We start from the raw sequence: 1314 nt of genomic DNA, 5'->3' as shown, positions 1-1314 counted from the left end.
GTGCGCGCCCGGCTGATGGACGCGGTGCTGCTGCGCGCGCTGGACACCGGCCGGGTGGACGGCCCCGACCTCTTCTTCCGGCTCTTCGACCGCGTACCCGCCGGTCGGCTGCTGCGCTTCCTCGACGGACGGTCCCGGCTGTACGAGGACCTCGCGGTCGGGGTGCGCACCCCCGCCCTGCCGATGCTGCGCACGGCGGCCGAGCTGCCGTGGCTGCCGCGCCGCCACACCTCCGTCCGTTGAGCGGGACCCGCCCGTACGCGACCTGTCCGTACGCGACCCGCCCGTACGCGGACCGTCCGTGCCCGGCCCGTCCGTATGCAGACCGTCCGTACGCAGACCCTCCGTACGCGGCCGCGTGTCCGTGCACAGGCCGTACGTATGTGACCCGTCCGTGCGCGACCCGTAGCCACCCCTCCGCGCGGAACCTGCCGGTGGGTTACCGCCCGGGAGCAGTCCACCCGCCGGCAACGCCTGTCCGTGAGCAAGGCCCGCCCGTCGACAACACCCGTCTACTGACAGCACCCGTCCGTGAGCAACACCCGTCCGTGAACCACCTGCCCCGGGAGTCCCGATGCCGCCCTTGCTGCGCGACGCCGCGCTGACCGCCGCCTTCGACCACGGCGCCGGCCGCTACGACCGCCTGGTCGCGCTCAACCCGGGCTACCACGCCCAGTTGCGCCGCTCCGCCCGCCGGCTCGGTCTCGCGGACGGCGGCGCCGGACGCCGGGTGCTGGACCTGGGCTGCGGCACCGGCGCCTCGACGGCGGCGCTGGCCGCGGCCTTCCCCGCCGCGGAGATCGTCGGGGTGGACGCCTCGGCGGGCATGCTGGACCGGGCCCGGGCCAAGCGCTGGCCGTCACGGGTGCGCTTCGTGCACGCCCCGGCGGAGCAACTGCACCGGGCCGAGGTGCACGGCCCCTTCGACGCGGTGCTCGCCGCCTACCTCTTCCGCAACCTGACCGATCCCGACGCCGTCCTGCGTACGGTGCACCGGCTGCTGGCTCCGGGCGGCAGGCTGGCGGTGCACGAGTACGCGCTCGACGGGCGGCGCGTGGACCGTCTGGTGTGGGCCGCGGTGTGCCGGGGCGTCGTACTGCCGCTGGGCACGGCCACGGGTGACCGGGACCTCTACCGGCACCTGTGGCGCAGCGTCGTGGCGTTCGACACCGCGCCGGCGTTCCGAGCGCGGCTGGGCCGGGCCGGGTTCGAACACGTCCGGGTCCTCCCGTTGCCCGGCTGGCAGACGGGCATCACCCACACCTTTCTCGGTCTCCGCGCCGGCGCGGAGACGGACGGTTGGGAGACTCGCGG

Annotated in this window: 2 protein-coding genes; both read left to right on the top strand. The window is 75.3% G+C overall.

The features are described from left to right. The coding region (locus tag EBH09_RS39590; protein WP_238697527.1) for a lycopene cyclase family protein at positions 1–243 on the top strand (243 nt) is incomplete at its 5' end. A 331-nt stretch (positions 244–574) separates the two neighbouring features. Then, positions 575–1314: methyltransferase domain-containing protein (locus tag EBH09_RS34580; protein WP_121751157.1), on the top strand; the 740-nt coding region annotated here is incomplete at its 3' end.

Source organism: Streptomyces sp. E2N166, assembly GCF_003671715.1.
GTDB lineage: Bacteria > Actinomycetota > Actinomycetes > Streptomycetales > Streptomycetaceae > Streptomyces > Streptomyces thinghirensis.
Note: the sequence above shows the minus strand (reverse complement) of the source record. Positions and strands in the feature narration are given on the sequence as shown.